This window comes from Scytonema hankhaensis NUACC26 (assembly GCF_045865695.1).
Classification (GTDB): domain Bacteria; phylum Cyanobacteriota; class Cyanobacteriia; order Cyanobacteriales; family Nostocaceae; genus Scytonema.
The window spans coordinates 84,819-105,795 of sequence record NZ_BAACAP010000229.1 but is presented as its reverse complement, the minus strand read 5'-3'; the positions used below and the strand labels follow the sequence as shown (position 1 = coordinate 105,795).

The following is a 20,977-nucleotide window of genomic DNA, read 5'->3' as shown; positions in this document are numbered from 1 at the left end:
ACTTCAGCGAAAAGATTGCTTTGGGTACGGGAAACATCACCATTTACAAAGCCGATGGCACAACTGTTGAAACTATCTCCAACACTGAGACTGGCAAACTTACCATTGAGGACAATAAACTCATTATCAACCCCACTCAAAACTTCGCTGCTGAAACTCAGTATTACGTGCAAATTGGCAATGGTGCTATCAAAGATTTAGCAGGCAACAGCTACAACGGAATCAGCGATGCCACAACTTGGAAATTCACTACTGCCGATATCACCACCCCCACTCTCAGTAACACTACACCAAACAATAACGCCATCAATGTTGCTGTTGCAGACAATTTAGTCATCAACTTCAGCGAAAAGATTGCTTTGGGTAAGGGAAACATCACCATTTACAAAGCCGATGGCACAATCGTTGAGATTATTGCTAGTACTGATACTGCTAAACTCACCATTGAGGGCAGCAAACTCACTATCAACCCCAGTTCCAATCTCACAGCGCTGAGTGAGTATTACGTACAAATACAGCCCGGTGCTATCAAAGACTTAGCTGGAAACGACTTCTCCGGAATTAGCAATAACACCACTTGGAAATTCGCTACTCAAATTCCTAGTGTTGAAACTTTTGGTCGCTTATTCAATCAAGCCTACAGAATGCAGACAATGATTGCACAAGGACAAAACTTGATTGAGATGTTGTTTGACAACAACTATTATCTTGAGAACAACCTTGATGTCAAAGCAGGGGTAGCCAAAGGTGACTTCAGCAGTGGTTTAGAACACTTTTTGCAGTTTGGTCAATTTGAAGGACGCAACCCTAGCGTACTGTTTGACAACAATTTCTACCTCAGCAGAAATTTAGACGTAGCGGCAGCAGTTGCCAAACAAGATTTTCGTAGTGGTTTTGAACACTTCATCAAGTACGGCTTTCTGGAACAGCGCGATTTAAGTATGCTGCTGTTTGACGAAGCCACTTATTTAGCATCTAACCTTGATGTCAAAGCTGCAGTATCCAAAGGTGATTTCAAAAGTGGATACCATCACTTCTTGATGTTCGGTCAATCTGAAGGACGCAACCCCAGCAGTCTGTTTGACAGTGCTTATTACTTAGCACACAACCAAGATGTTGCTGATGCAGTTGCTAAAGGCAGTATCAAGAGTGCTTTTGACCACTTTGTTCGCTATGGTATGTTTGAGGGTCGCGATCCCAATGCCAACTTTAATACCAAACTCTACCTGCAACAAAACCCAGACATTGCTAAGACTATTGAACTTGGTAGTTATCGCAGTGGTTTTGAATACGCTTTGAGAACCGAACAATTTGACATCGATCTGTTTGACTCCGAATTTTACCTAAGCCAAAACCAGGATGTAGCAGCAGCTGTAAAAGCAGGTTACTTCCGCAGCGCTTTCGACCACTTTATCCAGTTTGGTCAAAAGGAAAAACGCTCTCCTAGCAAGTTATACAACGAAAATTTCTATCTAGATAGCAATCTAGACGTAGCTGCTGCGGTAGCCAATGGAAGCTTCAAAACTGGTTTTGAACACTTCTTATTGTTTGGCAAAACTGAGGGCAGAAAGGCAATGGGTTAAGGTTTAAATCGCACTTGTGCGTTGGTGGGCATTGCCCACCACCTAAAATAACACGGGAGTACGGGAGTCTCGTCAGCTCTTGCTGATGTTACTGGCTGCGCTGATAACGCCTGCGGCTCAACCGTTAATTAAAATCTAAGCAAGTCTAGGTATTCCTAGGTATTTAGACAAGCACAGCAACGGTTACTGTACTATTTCCCGTTGGATTTCCACCAACCTCAAGAAGCCCTAATTAAGTTGTTTAGAAGTCTATGTTTTCTAACGAATTATAAAACTGACTTAAAAACGTAACCTCAAGCGTCCTGTTAAGACGGGCTGAAAATATGAATCTAATTATGTGAAACCGAACGTGCTTTCCTTTTCAGGCTAGGCGGACTCGGAAACAATTAGATTGTTTGTCTATTGTAGATTTTACTGGATGCGCGTAATTAAAATCAATTACTGATTCAGCTTTATTCACGAAAATATCTAGGAATGCTTAGATCTGACCAAATTTATTGGAACAGCAGCTTACCCCTCCCCGTGCCACCGCCACCACTTTATAGTTTAAACACGGTCACTTTTTACTTTAAGTAACAATTTTTTAAGACGACTAAATTTAGTGGTTGACATTTTATGCTAAAATTAGCATATTGGAATTAATTAAAATGGATGTAAAACCGTTAAAATTTCTTGTATGGATAGGAAGCTCTAAAAAAGACCTCAAAAATTTTCCGGATGAAGTAAAAGATGTAATGGGCTATGCTCTTTATTTGGCACAAATAGGGAGTAAGCATCAAGACGCCAAACCTTTAAAAGGTTTTAGCGGAGCTGGAGTCTTAGAGGTTGTTTGAAAAGTGGTTGGCTGTGATTTTAGGCACTTATCGATCCCCCCTAGCCCCCCTTAAAAAGGGGGGAAAATACTCTTAAAGTCCCCCTTTTTAAGGGAGATTTAGGGGGATCGTGAACGTTTTGCTACTGATGAAAGGACTTTTCAAACATCCTCTTAGAGATTGTAGAAGATTATGATGGTGACACATATCGTGCTGTTTACACCATCAAATTTTCAGATACTGTTTTTGTCTTGCACGCATTTCAAAAAAAATCTAAACATGGTATTGCTACTCCAAAACAAGAAATGGAATTAATCCATCAAAGGTTAAAAGCAGCAAGAGAGTATTTAGACCAGATGAGCAAAATGAATGGAGATACAAAATGACTGAAACAAATGATATTGAAATCAGCAGTGGTAATGTCTTTGCCGATTTGGAAATGAGCAACCCAGAAGAAAGATTGGTAAAAGCAGAACTGGCACGCAAAATAAGTGAAGCGATTGAAAAACGTGGCTTAACTCAAACTCAAACAGCACAATTGTTAGGAATCGATCAACCAAAAGTTTCAGCTTTAATCAGAGGAAAGCTAGCAGGTTTTTCTACTGAAAGATTGTTAAACTTTTTAATTGCTTTGGGTAATGATGTGGAAATTTCAATTAAACCCAAGCCAGCATCTCGTTCTAAGGCTCAAATCACTGTTGTACGTTAAATATTGATGAAGCAATTAGTATTTAAAAACCTTATCAATGACGAATGACAAATGACGCTCTTCACTAGTTAACAATTGTGCTGACTTACTTACCTAGTTTGCTGACGGTTAAACTCATCTAAATCTAAAGCATAATTCAACTTTAAAACATTCACTCCAGGCTCACCAAAAATACCTAAAAATTTCCCTTCTGTAAATCTATTTATAAAAGGTAAAACTTCATCCGCTCGAAGATCGCGGGCGCGAGCAACTCTTTCCAACTGTTCGCGTGCGGCTTTGACTGAAATATGAGGATCTAACCCCGAACCAGAGGCATAAACCAAATCGGCAGATGGTTGAATACCTTCATCTTTTAGCCGAGTTATCTCCTCTGAAATTCGCTTAATTAGAGCGGGGTTTCCTGGAGCTAAATTGCTAGCTCCAGATATACCAGTTTTTTGTGCATCTTTGCCTTGGCTGTATTCAATTGTACTGGGACGAGAACGAAAATATCGGTCAGAGGTAAATTGTTGACCAATTAAAGCCGAACCAATTTGTTCTCCCTGAACGTTTTGCATAATACTTCCATTAGCTTCATTAGGAAATACAAATTGACCTACTGTTAGTATGACTAATGGATAGATAATCGCTGTCAACAACCAGAGAATTAAAGTCAGACGAATTGCTTGAAACATGAGGGAGATTTCGGATTTTGGATTTTGGATTTTGGATTTTGGATTTTGGATTAGAAATCACTTGGTCACTGGTCACTGGTCACTGGTCACTGTTATACCACTCCTACTACAGTAAGTAATATATCAATTAACTTAATTGCAATAAATGGTGCGATGACACCTCCCAAACCGTAAACAAAAATGTTTCGTTGTAATAATTGATCGGCTGTTAATGGTCTAAACTTTACGCCTGTAAGAGCTAAAGGAATCAATGCGGGAATAATCAAAGCATTGTAAATTAATGCTGCTAGTACGGCTGAATTCGTACTGGTTAACCTCATAATATTTAAACTTTGAAGATTAGCCGCACTAAATAAGACTGGGATAATCGCAAAATATTTAGCAATATCATTGGCAATGGAAAATGTAGTTAAAGCCCCTCGTGTCATGAGGAGTTGTTTGCCAATAGCAACAATGTCAATGAGCTTTGTGGGATCGGAGTCTAAATCTACCATGTTGGCAGCTTCTTTTGCTGCTTGAGTTCCTGTATTCATTGCTACACCAACATTGGCTTGAGCAAGTGCGGGTGCATCATTGGTTCCGTCCCCTGTCATCGCTACTAATTTCCCCTCTTCTTGTTCTCTTTGAATGACAACAATTTTGTCTTCGGGAGTGGCTTCAGCGATAAAGTCATCGACTCCTGCTTCTTTGGCAATCACAGATGCAGTGATACGGTTGTCACCAGTTAGCATGACAGTTCGGACTCCCATCCGCCTCAATTGCTCAAAACGTTCGCGAATACCGGGTTTGATAATATCTTTTAAGTAAATGACACCGTATATCTCGCTATTCAACGCGACGGCTAACGGTGTTCCTCCTAGTTGTGAAACTCTTTCGTAGGCTATATCAAGTTCTGTGGTACTATTCCCGTTTCGGGAACGTACAAATCCTTTGATAGCTGAAACTGCACCTTTACGGGCTTGGCTACCATCAGGTAAGTTTGTACCACTCATGCGCGTTTTTGCTGAAAACTCTACGGCTTCTGCTTGGTCTCGTTGAAAGTGAATCGTTGCTCCCAATCTTTCTGCTAGCCTGAAAATAGATTTGCCTTCGGGTGTATCGTCAAATATACTGGCGGCCAAAGCAACATGGGCGATTTCTTCCATAGAATGGTCGTTAATAGGAATAAATTCTTCAGCTAATCGGTTACCTAAAGTAATAGTACCTGTTTTATCAAGGATTAGGGTACTAACATCACCACACGCTTCTACTGCCCTTCCTGAAGTCGCAATGACGTTAAACTGGGCAACTCTATCCATTCCCGCAATCCCTATGGCACTGAGCAATCCTCCAATAGTGGTGGGGATCAAGGCTACCAATAGCGCGACTAATATGGCAATATTGATGGAGTTTCTCACATATCCTGCGATCGCGGGAATTGTCATCACAACGAACAAAAAGACTAGCGTTAATACAGCTAATAGTACTGTGAGAGCAATTTCATTAGGTGTTTTGGTTCTTTCAGCCCCTTCGACCAAGGCAATCATACGGTCAATAAACCCTTTACCTGGGTCTGCTGTAATTCGGATAATTAGTTCATCAGAAATAATCCGCGTACCACCCGTGACAGAACTCGCTACATCCGACCCCGTTTCCTTAAGGACAGGCGCGGACTCGCCGGTAATTGCCGATTCATCAACACTAGCAACACCCATAATGACTTCCCCATCAGTCGGAATGATATCCCCTGCTACCACATAGACTGTATCTCCAGTTTTTAGGGTAGTCGAAGAAACTTCTGCGATCGCTCCATCATCTCCCAGTTTTTTAGCAACTGTTTCTGACTTCGTTGAACGTAAAGCATCAGCTTGTGCCTTACCCCGTCCTTCAGCAACTGCTTCAGCAAAGTTAGCAAATAAAACGGTGAAGAATAAAATACCCGTCACCAATCCGTTAAAAAGACGCAAGTTATTTCCTGTCACTGGACCAAACAGGTATGGGTTGACAGTCACTAATAAAGTGATGAGAGTCCCCACCCAAACCAAAAACATCACTGGGTTTTTAACAGCATATTTGGGATTTAGCTTGACAAAAGCGTCTTTTATTGCTCTAGTGTAAATCCCTTTTGTGCGAACCTTCGATTTTTTACGTGCTTGGCGACGTTCGCTTTTACGGGAATATGGTGGTCTTTCCATAGGGGGTAGAGGGTAGGGGGTAGAGGGTAGGGGGTAGAGGGTAGGTGTAGGGATACTTTTCTATTCCCTAACCCCTACCCCCTAATCCCTAGTCCCTCATCTAAGATTAAACCCTTCAGCGATGGGTCCTAAAGCTAAAACGGGGAAAAATGTCAGTACTCCCAAAATTAAAATGACTCCTGCGGTCACTGTTGTAAATAGGGTGGTATCTGTTCTGAGAGTTCCTGGTGTTTCTGGCAGTGCTTGTTTGCGTGTCATACTATCGGCTAGCAGTAAAATGGCAATAATCGGGATATAACGTCCCATTAACAAGCTCAAGCAAGTGCTTAAGTTCCACCATAAAGTGCTATCGCCCAACCCCTCTAAACCCGAACCGTTATTGGCACTAGCTGAAGCATATTCATAAACCACTCGTGAAATGTTGTGAAATTCAGGAATACCTGTATATCCTGGTGGTGGAACTTGAAACGCCAAGGATGTAGGAAATCCCAAAGCAATGGCACTGGGGATCAAGACGGCAATTGGGTGAATCAGCAGCACCACGCTACTGAGGACGATTTCTCGCTTTTCTATTTTGCGTCCTAAAAATTCTGGTGTCCGTCCCACCATTAGCCCAGTTAGGAACACGGCAAGTATCATGAAAATGAATAGGTATGCTGTTCCGGTTCCCTGACCGCCCCAGACGATTTGTAAAAATAAGCCGAGCATTGTAGAAAAAATTCCCGGTGGCATTAGGGAATCGTGCATCCCGTTAACTGCGCCACACATAGTTCCTGTTGTCGTAATTGCCCACAGTGCTGTTTGCGCCCACCCAAATCTGAGTTCTTTTCCTTCTAAATTGGGCTGTGCTTCCAATCCTAATGCTTGGTTGACGGCGGGATTGCCTTGATACTCGCCTACTGCTGTTATTCCAATCAAAACAACATAAATGATAAAGACCATCCAGAATAACTGCCATGCTTGTTTGGTATTCTTGGCGAACAATCCATAAGTGAATATAAGTGCTGTTGGAATGCTCAGCATGGCAAGAGTTTCTATGAGATTGGTAACACTACTAGGATTCTCAAACGGATGTGCTGAGTTCGCACTAAAAAAACCACCACCGTTCTCTCCCAACTGTTTGATTATCTCAAAAGAAGCAACTGGACCTCTGGCAAGATACTGTATCCCTCCGTCTAAAGTTGTTACTTGTAACGGTCCATTCATGGTTTGCGGTACACCTAATGCTAGTAATCCGATCGCTCCTACTATTGATATTGGTAGCAATATACGAGTGATAGAACGTGTTATATCAACGTAAAAATTTCCCAGTGGTTTCCCTGTTAAGCCTCGTATAAAAGCAATCCCTACTGCTAATCCAGTTGCTGCTGAGGTAAACATCAAAAAACCTAAAGCTGCTGTTTGACTGAAATAACTGAGAGAGGTTTCTCCTGAGTAATGTTGCTGGTCTGTATTGGTTAAAAATGAAATTGTTGTGTGGAGTACAATATCCCATCTAGGAGCTGCTAATCTCGTTGGATTCCAAGGTAAAAATTTTTGAAGAGCGAGGAACGCACACACTATAAATCCCATAACAAGGTTACTGTAGAGCAACGCTTTAATATACTGCCAACCCGTCATAGTGTCTTGTCTGGAAATTCCTGCTAATAAATATATAAATCGTTCTACACGATTCATGACAAGATCGAGTAGCGTTTTTTCTCCCATAAAGACACGGGCTATGTATCTACCGAATAGCGGCGCGATCGCTATTATAATACACAGTGTTACTCCTATCTGTAAAAGTCCTAGTCCCATATATTTAGTTGCAATTATAAGTAAATTGTGTATAATACGCTGCAAATACAGCTAACTGGTCATTTTCTAATTTGAATATTAATACTTGTAGGATTCCTACATCTCATAAATTAGTCTGAAATTCTCTTTGTTTTAGATGTTTTTTCCCCACATCGACTTACCCCCCTCACAAGGGTAGGTATTTTACTTTCTCGTGAGGGCAAGACCTGATAGACAAGGCGGACAAGATGACAAGGGAGGATAACCGTATAAAATTTTATACGGTGGGGAACCTCAACAGACCCTGAAAACACCATGCATGCGTAAAAAATCTTCCAGGTCTACTTTCCCTCCAAGTCTTCCGTGTAAGGCGCTTCATGGATAATATTAAAAACCTACCCTTGTGAGCTGTGAGAACCCCCCTCCGGGTTCGCTAGTTCCGGTGGGTCGTGGGAAACCCGCCTTCAGGACGCTTACTCACCGCACGGCGCTGCTCTGGGCACCACCAAATGAGCAAAACTAATGGAGATACAAAATGACTCAAGAAAGTGATATTGAAATTAGCAGTGGTAATGTCTTTGCTGATTTGGAAATGAGTAACCCAGAAGAAAGATTGGTAAAAGCAGAGCTTGCACGCAAAATAAGTGAAGCTATTGAGAACTGTAGTTTAACTCAAGATGAAACAGCACAATTGTTAGGAATCGATCGACCGAAAGTTTCAGCTTTAATCAGAGGAAAGCTAGCAGGTTTTTCCACTGAAAGATTGTTAAACTTTTTAATTGCGTTGGGTAATGATGTGGAAATTTCAATTAAACCCAAGCCAGAATCTCGTTCTAAGGCTCAAATCAGTGTTATACGTTAAATATTGATGACTTTGTTACGTGTTATTATCCAATCGCAATTGCATATCAACGACGGGCGCGATTGATTTGCCTTCAGAGATTTTATTGGCTACGCTGAAATAACTGCCGTAGCAGCTCTCTACAAGTAGGGGGATAAACTCAAGCTAAATCCGGGCAATACATTTTCACCAGATAATTGTGTTGGCAGGTTTCGCACTTCTACATCTTGCCCTTGGCGATAAATTTCGACTTGCTGCTGTTGAGGATTAATTAACCATCCCAACTGTACTCCTGCGTCCATATATTCTCGCATTTTGTCACGCAGCATTTCCAAATCATCTGTTGCTGACCTTAATTCAATCGTAAAATCTGGTGCAATAGGGGGAAATTTGCGTCTTTGTTCGGGAGTGAGTACTTGCCAACGTTCCTTTTGAATCCAAGCGGCATCAGGAGAACGGTTTGCACCATTGGGTAACTTAAATACAGTGGAGGAACTAAAGGTATAACCGAGAGCAGTTTGCCGATTCCAAGTTCCTAAATCGATAATAAAGTCAGCTTCTCGATTGCCGCTCTCGCCTCCAACAGGTGCCATAATAATTAATTCTCCCTTGGCCGTTCGTTCAAACTGTAACTCGCGGTTATCTTGACACAACTGATAGAACTGCTCGTCGCTCAGATGAACTGTGTCCAAACTTAATGTCAAAGGAGTCATAATCCTACATTTAGCCGCATTTTTGTTATGTATTATATCACCTAAAAACCTTCTTTTCCCTATTTTACCGCTATTCCAGTAAAACTACGGTAGTCGATCGTTCGAGTAGAGCATAAATTGTGATAGAGACTGAAAGTCATAACTGCTAACAGGCAGTGACGTTGCCTTGCGCTTGGCTTTTGGAATTTATGTTACGTAAAGAAATTGATAACACTAACTTTCAGAGTCAGCAGATACCTATGTTGACTCAAATTTCTATTGGAATAACAACTACTATGACGAATTTGACAGAGCATACTACCCAAACTTACAAGAAAAACTATACACAAGAATCAGTTTTTACAAAAGATAACACAGAGAATTCCAATATTATCTTCATAGACACATCTGTACCGGATTACGAAAGCTTAATATCTGGTGTAAAACCCGGTTATCAAATTGTTCTCCTAGACCCTACCAAGGATGGAATCACTCAAATTACAGAATCCTTGCAGGGAGGGAAATACCAGTCCGTTCACATCGTTTCCCATGGTGCAGAAGCAAACTTACAACTGGGGTCTACCCAACTCAACAATGGAACTCTGGGGCTTTACCAAGCACAGTTGCAGCAATGGGCAAATGCTTTAACTGATGATGCCGATATTTTGCTTTACGGCTGTAATGTTGCATCTGGTGAAGTTGGTCAGGCTTTCATACAACAATTAGCAGAAATTACAGGGGCTGATGTCACTGCTTCGGAAGATGTTACGGGAAATTCCGAACTGGGGGGAGATTGGGATTTAGAAGTTAAAACAGGGGAAATTGAGTCTAATAGTGCTTTTACACCAGAGGTCACAAAGACTTACAAGTCTATTTTACCTATTTCTTTCAACAAGTTTGATATATCAAGCTCGTCACCTTCTTCTGTCATAGTGGGTGACTTCAATAATGATGGTAGTTCGGATCTAGCAGTTGCACAACAATCTAACAATAGTGTTTTCGTGCTGGTGGGTGATGATAGCGGTAACTTTTCGACTGTTAATGAGTATACAGTAGGACTATCTCCTGTTTTCGTGACAACAGGTGATGTTAACAAGGATGGTCGCTTGGATTTAGTCACAGCTAACTCTGGTACTAATACTGTGTCAGTGTTGTTAGGTCTTGGTAATGGCAGTTTTGGCACTGCTACCAATGTTGCAATCGGGGACATAGGAACAAACCCCACTTCTATAGTGACAGGTGACTTTAATGGAGATGGGCTTTCTGACTTAGCTGTAACGACAAACACAAATAAAGTTTCTGTTATTTTGAGAAAGAGTGACGGGACTTTCAGCAATCCTACACTGTACGATGTAGGCACAACGCCTAGTTCTATTGTTGTGGGTGACTTTAATAACGATACTAAACTCGATTTAGTCGTTACAAACTCTGGTTCCAACAATATTGCTTTGTTACAGGGTCTTGGGGCTGGTGCTTTTAGTAACGCTACTTTTTATGGATTGGGTTCGGAGGCTTCAAATCCTAAGTCTACGATCGCTGGTAATTTCAACGGAGATGATAAACTCGATCTAGCAGTGGCAAACTCCGGTTCTAATAACGTTTCTGTGCTGTTGGGTAACAACACTGGTTTTGGGGCTGTTACCAATTATGGAATCGCGGACACAAGCCCTTCATCTATAACTGTTGGTGATTTCAACAAAGATGGGAAATCTGATTTAGCTATTGCAACGAGTTCTGGAAACATCTCTATACTGGTAGGTAATGGTCAAGGTAGTTTTAGCAGTACCAACAGCATATCTGGCGGATCTAATTCCGTGTCTGTTGTTGCGAGTGACTTTAACAAGGATGGAAAATCTGACTTAGTTGTTGCCAATTCCGATAATTTTTCGATACTGCTGAACGAATCTATTAATATTGCACCCGTTAACACAGTTCCTGGCAATCAAACCACTCCAGAAGACACGGTACTGACTTTTAATAATATTTCTATTAGTGATGAAGATGCGCTGAATAATCCGGTTGAAGTTAACTTAACAGCTAGCACTGGTACTCTTTCTTTAGCAACGACGACAGGGCTTAATGTTCAAGGCGATAAAACAGGTAATATTGTTCTGGTAGGCACGGTAACTAACATCAATGCCGCTTTAAACGGTCTGAGTTTTACCCCAAATCAAAATTTCACTGGTACTGCTACAATTGAGATCAAAACTAATGACAAAGGCAATACGGGGACTGACGGCGCTAAAACCGCTACAAATAACTTTAAGATTAACTTTACACCTGTTAATGATGCCCCTGTCTTATTTTCCAACTCTGTGACATTGGATGCAGAAGCTGATGCATGGATAGATTCATCTGACGTTCAAGCCAACTATGGTAACAGTACGACTTTGAGAGTAGACAATCAAAGCGATAGTCGATCTGAAGCTTATATCAGATTTAATTTAAATTCTTTACCTGTTAACGTAAATAGAGTCATAACTGCTGCCACTTTCCAAGTCACGGGTTCGGCTTCTAACGGTGGCTATACTCACAATCTTTTTTATATAAACAACGATACTTGGCAAGAAAAGTCTATTACTTGGACAAACAAACCTGTTTATCAACAAATACAGTCGTGGTCGTTACAGTCTAATGGTGGAATTAAATCACATTCGGTAGATGCAATAACCCCAGTATCAACTGAAGTGTCAACGGGCAACAAAAGATTGTCATTTGTTATCGACAGTTCTAGCACTTTGGGTAATCCTGTTGAATATTACTCTAGAGAAATCGGTTCGAGCTCAGTTCCAAAATTAGAACTTTCTTTCTCTCCCATCTCTCTAGCTGCAATAGATGAAGACAGTACCCAAAATAACGGCACTTCGGTTTCTGAGATTATTGATGGTCGCGTTTCTGATGCAGATACAGGATCGCCGAGAGGAATAGCTGTTATCGGAAGTAATAATAGTAACGGTAAGTGGCAATATTCACTAGATGGGGTTAGTTGGACTGATTTTGGCACGTCGTTATCTTCTAATTCGGCTTTATTACTAGCAGCAGATGGTAGTACCAGGGTACGTTTTGTTCCTACAGAAAACTTTAATGGTACGATCGCAAGCGCTATTACTTTCCGTGCTTGGGATCGAACAACTGGTACTAACGGCGGTACGGCGGATACTTCCACTAACGGCAGTACGACTGCTTTTAGCACAAATACAGCAACCGCAGATATTAGAGTCAACGCTGTCAATGATGCTCCTGTTATTACCGCACTGACAGAATTAACAGCAGAAGAAGACCAGCCTTTGGTTATCAGTAATGGTGCTATCTCTATCAGTGATGTGGATGCGGGTAATCAATCAGTCAAGGTGACTCTCACCGCCACCAATGGGACTATAAGTTTAAACAACAGTGGGGGATTGCCTTTTGCTTTCGCGAGTGGTGATGGCACTCAAGATACCACTATGTCCTTTACTGGCACTCTTGCCAATATCAATACCGCTCTTTCAGGCATGAAGTTTCTTGCAACGCCGAACACGAGTGATGGTAAGATTGACATCAGTGTGGATGACTTAGGAAAGACAGGTTCGGGAGGAGCCAAAACAAGCGATCGCACTGTCAACATCAAGATTAACCCTGTCAACGATGCTCCTGTCAACACAGTTCCCACCACGTTACAAACCACAGCCGAAGAAACCGCACTCGTCTTTGGCGAAAAGAAAATTCAAATTAGCGATGCTGATGCTGTAGACAGCATAGTTGAAGTTCAATTAACTGCTGCTGATGGAACTCTGACTTTAACAAATACAAATGAGGTTAACGTTACAGACAACTCCACAGGAAAAGTGATAGTTAGTGGCAAGGTGTCTCAAATTAACACAGCCCTAAACAGTCTCAGCTTTACCCCAAAACTAAACTTTAATGGTGAGACGACAGTTCAAATCTCCACAAACGATAAGGGAAATACGGGTTCGGGAGGAGAAAAAATTGATGCGGATACTATTAATATCTTCGTCTCTCCTGTCAACGATGCGCCTGTTATCCTCTCCGAATCTATTACAGTTCAGACCGCGATCGTAGAAGATGACACCAATAACAACGGTGTTCTCATCTCTGAAATCGTAACTGGTCATATAACTGATGTCGATGCAGGAGCGTTACAAGGAATTGCGATCGTTCAAACCAATACTACCAACGGTCAGTGGCAATACTCAACTGATGGAGGTACTGCTTGGAATCAAGTTGGAACTGTCTCTACAACATCAGCATTATTACTAGCATCAGACCAAAATACTAAGATTCGCTTTATACCAAAACCAAACTTTACAGGCGATATTAGTGATGGTATTACCTTCCACGCTTGGGATCGAACCAACGGTGTCAACGGTGGAAAATTTGATGTTTCAACCAACGGTTTGACAAATCCCTACAGCACTAACACAGCCATTGCTGCCTTCACAGTTAGTCCTGTCAATGATGCACCTGTTATTAACGCACCAATAGAATTGACTGCAGACGAAGATACTCCTTTAGTGATTGATGCAACTAACGGTGTTATCTCTATTGCTGATGTAGATGCAGGTGAGAATTCAGTCAGCGTCACACTTACTGCCACCAATGGCACTATCAGTTTAAGTACTAGCCAAGGCTTGAGCTTCACAAGCAACGGTAGCGATGGTACTGAAGATGTTACCATGACCTTTACTGGTACTCTTGCGAATATCAACAACGCACTTCTAGGGATGAAATTCCATCCCGCTCTTAACTCTGTCGTTGAAGGTAAGATAGATATTGCCGTTGATGACATGGCAAATACAGGCAGTGGAGGTGCAAAAACTGCCACGGGTAGCGTTAAAGTCAAGATTAATCCTGTTAACGATGCCCCTGTTAACACAGTTCCCACTGAAATACAGACAACAGATGAAGATATACCTCTTGTCTTTAGCACTCAAAAGGGCAATCAAATTCTCATTGCCGATTTAGATGCAGAAGATAACCTAGCGAACAAAGATGTTCGAGTCACTTTGGTTGCAACCAATGGGATTCTGAAGGTAGTAAATTCTGATAGTGTTACTGTTACGGGAGATAGCACGGGTAGCGTAACTCTCACAGGTAGAGTTGCCAATATTAATGCTTCTCTAAATGGGTTGAGTTTCACTCCTTCACAGAACTACAATGGCGTTGCTGAAATTAAAGTTACCACCAATGACCAAGGCAATACAGGTGCAGGCGGAGCAAAAATTGCTGAAAATACTATCAATATTGCTGTTAATCCGTTCAATGATGCCCCCGTTTTAGTCGGCGATGCTTTCAGTGTCTTTGCAGAAGCTGATGCATGGGTGAATTCGTCTTCTCCTTCTAAGAACTACGGTAGCGACACAATCTTAAATGTGAGAGGCGTTCAAAATGGTTCCCAACAAACTTACCTCCGGTTTAACTTAGCTTCTTTACCAAAAGACCTTGCAAGTATTCTCAAGACTGCGACTTTCCAAATGAATGGTAGTAGCACCCAGTCCGGGGAAGACTCTCACTCAATTTACTTTGTTTCTAATGATGCTTGGCAAGAAAATACCATCACTTGGCAAAATAAGCCAACTTACGAAACTCAAGTGTTGGGGATGTGGACAATTCCATCCAATGGTCAACACACTCTTGATGTGAAGTCCCAGTTTCTCACAGAACTGTCAGGCGACCACAAGCTATCGTTAGTTGTCAATCACGTTGACTTCAACAAACCAGGGCTTGTTTACAATTACCAATCTAGAGAAAATCAAACTGGTGTTCCACAATTAATTCTTGCTCTCAATCCTATCGTTGTTGCACCAATTAATGAGGATAGTGTAGACAACGAAGGTACGCTCGTCTCTACAATGATTGCAGGTCGAGTACTCGACACCGATCCTGAAGCAGTGCAAGGAATAGCAGTTTTTGCCAAGGATAATACAAACGGCAAGTGGCAATATTCTATAGATGGGACTTGGCTTGATTTTGGGAATGTATCAGCAAGTACGGCTCAATTGTTAGCGGCTGACGGGCAAACAAAAGTTCGCTTTGTACCCAACAGTAATTTTACAGGTGCGATCGCACAAGGGCTTTCTTTCCGAATTTGGGATCGAACCAACGGTGTCAACGGTGGAATCGGCGATACAAACAACAACGGCGGTTCGACTGCCTTCAGTGCTGACATTGCTCATGCTGCAATCAATGTCATGGCAGTGAACGACACACCCATTATTAATGTTCCTGCAAACAAAACAACCAGAGAAGACACAACACTCGTCTTTGCACAAACAGGTGGCGTCATCTCAATTAGCGATGTCGATTTAGGTAATAATAGTGCGCTTGAAGTTGAAGTCACTCTAAAAGTCGTCAACGGCAATGGAACTATTAACATAAATGAAACTGGGGTTATAACTGGCAATGGTACGGCAAATCTAAGCTTAACTGGTACTATAGCCAACATCAACACTGCATTAGCAAGTATGCAGTTTCTTCCCAAAGCCAACTTCTTCGGTACTGAAACTATAGAAATTACCGTCAATGACAAAGGCAATATTGGGAGTGGTGGAGTCAAGACAACTACAAACACCCTTAGCATTGACATCCAACCCGTTAACGATGCACCTTTCAATACCGTACTCAATCAAGAAATCACAACCCTTGAAGACACACCCATTGTCTTTAATGGCAATAACCTCATCTCCATTAGCGATGTAGATGCAGAAAATAAACCCGTTCAAGTCACGTTGACTGCTACCAATGGCACTCTCACTTTAAGTAGCACGAACCAATTAACATTTTTATATGGCAGCGATGGTATCAACGATACGGCTATGGTTTTTGAAGGCACTATCGCCGACATCAACGCCGCACTTGCAGGCATGACCTTTAACCCAACACCAGAAACTTCTGGTACAGCTAGTGTAAAAATAACAACTAGCGACTTGGGGAACACTGGTAATCCGAACAATCCAAATGATGATGAAGTTTTAACTGCCACAAACACGATTAACATCACCATCCAATCTGTTAACGACCCTCCCGTCAATCAAGTTCCGGGAAATTTGACTACAGAGGAAGACAAACCAATCGTCTTCAGTCAAGCAAATGGCAATCTCATCTCTATCAACGATGCTGATGCTGGTTCCAAACCCGTCCAAGTCACTTTGATTGTAACAAATGGTACGCTGAGTTTAAGTGGTGTTAATGGATTAAACTTTTCAAACGGCAATGGTGACGGTCTTAATAATGCCACCATGACTTTTAATGGCACTGTGGCAGATATTAACACTGCACTTGCTGGTATGACCTTTAAACCAACACCTAATTCCTCTATTCCAGCAACCATAGAAATTACAACCGACGATTTGGGAAATAGTGGCGGGACGAGTACCCCTGACAAGGACATAATTGAGATTTCTGTAACCACCTCTAACGATCCTCCCGTTCATACTTTGCCTAAAGAAGTCACCACCCAAGAAGATACTCCCTTCATCTTCAGTGGCGAACAACTCATCTCCGTTAGCGATGCAGATGCAGGTTCAAATGAAGTCGAGGTGACGCTAACTGCTACAAACGGAACTCTCAGTTTAAACGGTACGCTAGGATTGTTCGTCACAACAGGCGATGGAATTGACGACAAGGAAATCAGTTTCAGAGGGGGTTTAGACAAGATTAATGCCGCCCTTACAGGGATGACGTTTAATCCCGATGCCAATGTTTTTGGAGAAGGTAGCGTCACAATTACTACCAATGACTTAGGAAATACAGGTGGTGCTGCTGTAACAGTGAGTAACACCGTCAAAGTCATTATTGAGCCAATCAACGAACCTCCCGTCAACTCAGTACCCATAACTGACCAATCTACCATTACAAATACGCCCCTTGTTTTCAGTAAAGCCACTAACAATTCCATTTCAATTAGCGATATTGACGCACTCAACAATCCCGTTAAGGTAACGCTGACTGCAACTCATGGAAGTCTCAGTTTAAATGCCAATAGCATTGGAAAATTGAACTTCTCACAAGGCGTAGGTGATGGTACTAATGATGCGACCATGACCTTTACGGGTACGATTGAGGATATCAACGCCGCACTTGATGGCATGGCGTTTAATCCGAGTGCTAATTTCTCTGGTGTTGGCAAAGTCGAAATTTTAACGAATGACAGGGGTTATACTGGCAAAACAGGAGAATCCGGGGCTTTAACAGATAGCGATTCTATTGATATCACTGTTATCCCAATTGTCAGTATTGCAGCTATAGATCCCACAGCAAATGAATTAGGCAATGATACCGGGACTTTCCGTGTCAGTCGGACTGGTACTGTTGGTAATGTCACAGTGAATTTTGCGATCGCTAATACAAGTACGGCAGGTATTAACGATTACACTCTCAGTTTAAAAGACCAAAATCAACTGGCTGTAGAGATTCCTGACGGACAAAGTTTTGTAGACGTTATTCTCACACCGACTGATGATACTTTGCCAGAGGGAGAAGAAAGCTTGCAACTCTCTCTCGTTGCAGGTAGCGGTTACGTTCTCAACACAGATAAAAGCACTGCTAAGGTCACAATTGTTCCAAACGATGCCATTACATACAATATTGTTGCGTCAAATCTCTCAGCTAATAACAGTATCAATGAAGGCGACACAGAGGTAAAAACATTGACCTTCACTGTAACAAGAGGTGGTGGCATTGGGATAGCAAGTCAGGTAGACTATGCTTTTGGTGGAACAGCAGCGTTTGGTAGCGATTACAACAACATCCAAGTTACGGATGGCACTTCCGTTCCAGCAGGAACTCTCAACTTTGCAGTTGGTGAAGCAAGCAAAACCATTACAGTAGACGTTATTGGGGACAAAACATTTGAAGTCGATGAAATTTTTTCTGTGACTCTCACCAACCCACGTCCTCAAGAAGCACCTGCTAATGCTAAGATTGTCACCAATCTCGCTGCTGTAAAAATCGTCAATGATGACAGCGTACCTACTATTTCTGTAGATGACATAACTGTCAGTGAAGGAAATACGGGAGCATTTAATGTGACTCTCTCCAACTCTAGCTACCAAAAGATTACTGTAAACTACAGCATCGTTGATGGCACTGCTAAAGTCAACTCCGATTACACGGCTACAGCATATACAGGAACTCTCACCTTTAATCCTGGAGATATTAGTAAAACCATTGACGTTACCGCATTATTTGATAGCCAATTTGAAGACCCAGAAACCTTTAGTGTTAAACTAGCTAACTCTACCAACGCTGGAATTAAAGACGCACTGGGAATTGCTACGATCGCTCCTCTAAAGACGATCTCTGGTACGTCAGGTGCTGATAATATAATGGGGACGGCAAATAGCGATCGCATCCTCGGACTTGAAGGTGACGATCTCATTATTGCTGGATTAAGTGCCGATGAGATAGATGCTGGTGATGGTAACGACACCGTATTTGGCGACCTTGTGGTTGGTGTAGCAAATACAACCTCTAACAACAGCGACTTAATTAAAGGCGGTAATGGAAGCGATCGTATTTATGGCGGAGAAGGCAAGGATTGGGTTTATGGTGAAGCCGGAGACGATTTGCTGTGGGGTAACGATGGTGACGATGAACTCTGGGGAGGATTAGGTAACGACTACCTCACAGGCGGACAAGGCAATGATATTGTTGTTCTGGCAAGGAATGAAGGTATTGATACCATCAACGATTTCCGTGTAGGAGAAGATGTCATTCGTCTGTCAGGTGGCTTAACCTACTCTGCTTTATCCTTCACTCAAGTTCTGAATAACACCTTTATCTTTGACAATGTTAATCAAAAACATCTAGCAGTCTTAACAGGAGTTCAAGCATCCACTTTAACTTCTAACTCCTTTATTTAGGGGATTGGGGAACTCGGGGCCCCCTCTGGGGATAAGGGGCAATGGGGATTGGGGATTTCTCGTTTTCTCGTTCCCAGGCTCAGCCTGGGAATGCATAGACTGAGGCTCCGCCTCAACTCTACCATGAAGGAGTCTCAAAGAAAAAATTTCACTGCCCAACCTCTTCCCTACCCCCTACTTAAGTTAAACTGTGTACTTGGTATAGAGGAGTTTTAAATGAGTAAATTTCAGCAAATTAGTATTGACTTTAGTAGTACAGATATAGCTTCTCTCGATACAGACGACGAATTTCGTCAAGAAGCCAAAAGATTGTTACCGAAAGCACTCGTCCAATTAGGTGAAATTGTTGGTGAAAAAACCTGGGAGGATTTACAGAAAACTCTTAAGAAACCAGGAGGTAAACTCGGTGGTTCTCAAAGTGAGAAACGCAAGTTTATTCAAGAAACTGGCAGAACTTATCACAGACATGCTAGCAGCCGAGAAAGGCAAGAACTAGAAGACTATATTGTAGAGCAATTGCGCGATCGCAAGCAATTTGGCTAAGCTAGATAATACAAACATACTTTTTATTTGAGAGAAACTATAGGACTCCTATTTGATTTTTGAAATACACGTAGGTAGGGCTATACCGCACACACAAAGCTTTTGTACGGCATAACCCTACCTACAATACTTAAATTTTTTACAAATTATTTATGAATGCTTACCCTAATTCAATTTGTTTGAATCCAATCCCAGTGATGAATAGCTGCTTTTTAACTCATTCCAAAGAGCGTTAATTTGTTCGTAAGATTCCTCTGAAGAAAGCTTTCCACGAGTTTGTAGGTTGGAGATGTAACTCACTCTCGTGGCAAATTCTTGTAAGTTGGCGTTGAATAATAAAGCTGCTGGATGAAACTGACCGCGATATGTACGTTTCTGATAAAGAAAATCATCCTTATTTACGGGTTCTAACATAACCCACCTCTTAAATAAACGATACTATTGAGAAAACTTAGCCGGCAAATCTGCTGTTCCATATTTCACCTCTTGAACAAAGAGTTTTATTTCCCTAATTCCTTTTTATGTTATCTAAATGATAAAAGCAAATATTATTATTTTTTGATTTGATAAATAAAAGTGATTAAAGGGATGTTTGTAAAGTACACCGTTGGGATCGCGATCCCCCCTAGCCCAGCTTAAAAGAGGGGAAAGTACTCTTAAAAGTCCCCCACAACAAACTCAAAACTGCTAGTATATTAAAGTTGCTGCTCATTTCCTTGCTGTAAATGATCTTACCACTTGATGAAGAGCTTTCCAAAGAAATAGCCCAAAGCATAAAAAGCAAGGCGAAGACTCCGTTTGATAATGCTTATAAAGCAGCCTTGGCGACTGAGGGAGCAACTTACGTCCAGGGCTTTTTGGCTTTTGCAGGCAGACCTTACAAACCTATCGAACACGCTTGGATTGAATTGGGCGATCGCATTATTGACCCTACATTACCCCATCTCAAGCAAGACCCGCAAGGGCTTTTGTATTATCCAGCACAGCGAATCAGCGTAAAAAAACTGAAAGCGATTATAGAAGAATCGAAAGAAGATTATCCGGAGGACGACCCCTTACCTATCTATGGCGATCCTCCTTACGACTATTACGGAGATGTGATGCTAGGTGGTAAAGAGTACTTAACAGCATATCAAGCAGCCGAAGCGAAGTGCAAAGAACTGAATCAGCGCAAAGCGGAGAGTAATTAAATTTTGATGCTCATTCCATAAAAGTTTTGAACTTCGGACGGGCGGGACGCCCATCCCACAAGAGTTAAAAACTATTGTTCTTACAAACAGTATGTGTTTTAGCTGGTCACTGGTCACTGG

Annotated in this window: 13 protein-coding genes; 8 read left to right on the top strand and 5 right to left on the bottom strand. The window is 41.8% G+C overall.

Annotated elements, in window-relative coordinates; genetic code table 11:
• The 4 genes from ACKTT2_RS34635 to ACKTT2_RS34620 form a co-directional block, all read left to right on the top strand.
• Positions 1-1,583: Ig-like domain-containing domain (locus tag ACKTT2_RS34635; protein WP_407895349.1), on the top strand; the 1,583-nt coding region annotated here is incomplete at its 5' end.
• A 647-nt stretch (positions 1,584-2,230) separates the two neighbouring features.
• On the top strand, positions 2,231-2,416 hold the full coding sequence (locus ACKTT2_RS34630) for a hypothetical protein (RefSeq protein ID WP_407895347.1): 186 nt from the start codon (positions 2,231-2,233) through the stop codon (positions 2,414-2,416).
• Between the two features lie 146 nt (positions 2,417-2,562).
• Entirely contained in the window at positions 2,563-2,781 is a 219-nt protein-coding gene (locus ACKTT2_RS34625) for a type II toxin-antitoxin system RelE/ParE family toxin (RefSeq protein ID WP_500691411.1), read from the top strand.
• Positions 2,778-3,104, top strand: coding sequence for a helix-turn-helix domain-containing protein (locus ACKTT2_RS34620; RefSeq protein WP_407895345.1), 327 nt, complete (start codon positions 2,778-2,780; stop codon positions 3,102-3,104). Before ACKTT2_RS34625 ends, ACKTT2_RS34620 begins: the two co-directional genes overlap by 4 nt.
• A gap of 89 nt (positions 3,105-3,193) precedes the next feature.
• Here ACKTT2_RS34620 and kdpC read toward each other — a convergent pair whose 3' ends face one another.
• The 3 genes from kdpC to kdpA form a co-directional block, all read right to left on the bottom strand.
• A complete protein-coding gene (gene kdpC, locus ACKTT2_RS34615) occupies positions 3,194-3,778 on the bottom strand; it encodes a K(+)-transporting ATPase subunit C (protein ID WP_407895343.1) in 585 nt (194 codons plus the stop codon).
• 92 nt (positions 3,779-3,870) lie between these two features.
• Entirely contained in the window at positions 3,871-5,952 is a 2,082-nt protein-coding gene (gene kdpB, locus ACKTT2_RS34610; RefSeq protein ID WP_407895341.1) for a potassium-transporting ATPase subunit KdpB, read from the bottom strand.
• 96 nt (positions 5,953-6,048) lie between these two features.
• Positions 6,049-7,749 carry a potassium-transporting ATPase subunit KdpA gene (gene kdpA / locus ACKTT2_RS34605; RefSeq protein ID WP_407895338.1) on the bottom strand — a complete coding sequence of 567 codons (1,701 nt, stop codon included), beginning with the start codon at positions 7,747-7,749 and terminating at the stop codon, positions 6,049-6,051.
• A gap of 514 nt (positions 7,750-8,263) precedes the next feature.
• Between kdpA and ACKTT2_RS34600 the strand changes: the two genes are divergently transcribed.
• Complete coding sequence (locus tag ACKTT2_RS34600) at positions 8,264-8,590, top strand: helix-turn-helix domain-containing protein (RefSeq protein WP_407895336.1); 327 nt, start codon at positions 8,264-8,266, stop codon at positions 8,588-8,590.
• A gap of 119 nt (positions 8,591-8,709) precedes the next feature.
• Here ACKTT2_RS34600 and ACKTT2_RS34595 read toward each other — a convergent pair whose 3' ends face one another.
• Positions 8,710-9,282 (bottom strand): Uma2 family endonuclease, encoded by a 573-nt coding sequence (locus ACKTT2_RS34595; protein ID WP_407895334.1) that lies wholly within the window; start codon positions 9,280-9,282, stop codon positions 8,710-8,712.
• A 188-nt stretch (positions 9,283-9,470) separates the two neighbouring features.
• Here ACKTT2_RS34595 and ACKTT2_RS34590 point away from each other — a divergent pair, with 188 nt between their 5' ends.
• Both ACKTT2_RS34590 and ACKTT2_RS34585 read left to right on the top strand, forming a co-directional pair.
• The gene (locus tag ACKTT2_RS34590; protein WP_407895332.1) at positions 9,471-19,124 is read left to right on the top strand and encodes a DUF4347 domain-containing protein; all 9,654 of its coding nucleotides are present in this window, start codon (positions 9,471-9,473) and stop codon (positions 19,122-19,124) included.
• Between the two features lie 216 nt (positions 19,125-19,340).
• Positions 19,341-19,667: a hypothetical protein gene (locus tag ACKTT2_RS34585; RefSeq protein ID WP_407895330.1), complete on the top strand. Its 327-nt coding sequence runs from the start codon at positions 19,341-19,343 to the stop codon at positions 19,665-19,667.
• A gap of 165 nt (positions 19,668-19,832) precedes the next feature.
• Here ACKTT2_RS34585 and ACKTT2_RS34580 read toward each other — a convergent pair whose 3' ends face one another.
• The gene (locus tag ACKTT2_RS34580; protein WP_407895328.1) at positions 19,833-20,081 is read right to left on the bottom strand and encodes a DUF7219 family protein; all 249 of its coding nucleotides are present in this window, start codon (positions 20,079-20,081) and stop codon (positions 19,833-19,835) included.
• A 311-nt stretch (positions 20,082-20,392) separates the two neighbouring features.
• Between ACKTT2_RS34580 and ACKTT2_RS34575 the strand changes: the two genes are divergently transcribed.
• Positions 20,393-20,857, top strand: a complete 465-nt coding sequence (locus ACKTT2_RS34575) for a hypothetical protein (protein ID WP_407895326.1) — start codon at positions 20,393-20,395, stop codon at positions 20,855-20,857.
• The last annotated feature ends 120 nt before the right edge of the window (positions 20,858-20,977 follow it).